Raw genomic sequence first — 1,299 nt, 5'->3', positions numbered from 1 at the left:
CCGGGGCCGGAACCGACAGATCTACTCCAAGGCAGTTGAGGCCAGTTGTCGCACGGGTCAGGCTCCGGCCCCCGACGGCACCCCACGAGTCTCACTGTTGTCGCACACCAGGTGCACGTCGAGCTCGCGGGGGACGGCCTTGTCTATGGTGACCAGGAACTTCTTGAACTCGATGGCCCGGTGGCGGCGGTGGAGTTCGCTGATGACGGTGCCGTCGGCGATGTTGAAGGCGGCGAACAGGCTGGTAATACCGTGCCGCAGGTAGTCGTGGGTACGACGCTCGGGCATGCCCGGCATCATCGGCAGAATCGGCTGGGAGCGGTCCAGAGCTTGTATCTGGCTCTTCTCGTCGACGCAGAGCACGACTGCCTTTTCGGGCGGGTTGTGGTATAGGCCGACGACATCGACGACCTTGTCGACGAACTGCGGGTCGGTGGAGAGTTTGAAGGAGTCCTGCAGGTGCCGCTTGAGGTCGAACCGCTTCCAGATCCGCCCGATGGTGGATTTCGACAACCCGGTGCGCTTCGCCATCGAGGCCCGCGACCAGTGTGTGTCCTTGCCCGGCGTCGACTCCAAGGTCGCCACGACAACGTCCTCGACCTGGTCGAGCAGAATCGACGGGGGCCGTCCCGGACGCTGTTCGTCCATCAGCCCGTCCAGGCGGCCGGTGACGAACCTCGACCGCCAGCGATTGACCGTCGCCTGCGCCACCCCGAGTTCGGCGGCGACCTGCTTGTTCGTCCCGCCCTCCGCACACCGCAGCACGATCTTCGCGCGCAGCGCCAGGAACTGCGCGGTCTTCGCCCGCCGCTCCCAGCGCGTCAACTGCGCGCGCTCGGCCTCACTGAGGACCAGCTCCGACTTGCGCCGGCCCGGCCGCGACTCATCGACCAAGCCCGCCATCCGCAGGTCCGCGAACCGCGAGCGCCACTTGGCACCGTCGCCACGTTCACGCCCAAGTCGGCCGCCACCTGGGAACTTGACACACCATCCGCGCAAGACAGGACGATCCGCGCACGCTCGGCCGGACGAGATCCCGCCCCACCACCCGCCCAACGCGACAATTCGGCGCGCTCCTCCTCGGACAGCACGACCTCGACAGCACGCGGACCCCGATGCGACATGAAAACAGCCTACAGACTTAAGGTCGAAATTTCTGGCGCATCACACTAGTGTCCTGCGTCGTAGATTCGTTAAGTAAGTGGACTGTCTTCATGGCGAAGATGGGGCGGCCGATGGCCGAGCTGGCGTTGACCGATGACGAGCGCGAGACGCTGGTGCGCTGGTCGCGGCGGGCGA

Annotated in this window: 1 protein-coding gene; it reads right to left on the bottom strand. The window is 65.9% G+C overall.

Going from position 1 to position 1,299, the window contains the following annotated elements; translation table 11 throughout:
• Positions 1-57: 57 nt before the first annotated feature.
• Positions 58-903 (bottom strand): IS630 family transposase, encoded by an 846-nt coding sequence (locus tag ABZV38_RS40480; protein WP_356333979.1) that lies wholly within the window; start codon positions 901-903, stop codon positions 58-60.
• Positions 904-1,299: the final 396 nt, after the last annotated feature.

The organism is Streptomyces sp. NPDC005181, assembly GCF_040608395.1.
GTDB lineage: Bacteria > Actinomycetota > Actinomycetes > Streptomycetales > Streptomycetaceae > Streptomyces.
The sequence above is the reverse complement of the archived record's forward strand: the minus strand, read 5'-3'. Positions and strand labels throughout refer to the sequence as shown.